The following is a 230-nucleotide window of genomic DNA, read 5'->3' as shown; positions in this document are numbered from 1 at the left end:
CTGGCGCGCAGCAAGCGGGTGCTGCGCCAGCTGCCCGAACAGTGGTCGGTGCGGGAAACGCTGACCCCGTCGGCATACATGGGGTTCCGCGACGTGCTCGGCCCGTCGTCGGGCTTCCAGTCGCTGCAGTACCGCTACATCGAGTTCCTGATGGGCAACAAGAACGAGCAGATGCTGCAGGTGTTCTCGCACGACCCGGAAGGCCAGGCGCAGCTGCAGCAGGTGCTGGA

General features: G+C 66.1%; 1 protein-coding gene. It reads left to right on the top strand.

Translation table 11 applies throughout. The features are described 5' to 3' along the window. Nucleotides 1–230 (top strand): tryptophan 2,3-dioxygenase family protein (locus tag ACQG3P_RS25300; RefSeq protein ID WP_426806576.1); only part of this gene is annotated, 230 nt, incomplete at both ends.

The sequence above is a fragment of the Stenotrophomonas sp. SrG genome (assembly GCF_050031795.1).
In the GTDB taxonomy this organism is placed as follows: domain Bacteria; phylum Pseudomonadota; class Gammaproteobacteria; order Xanthomonadales; family Xanthomonadaceae; genus Stenotrophomonas; species Stenotrophomonas rhizophila_A.
This window is presented reverse-complemented; position numbering and strand designations above follow the sequence as displayed.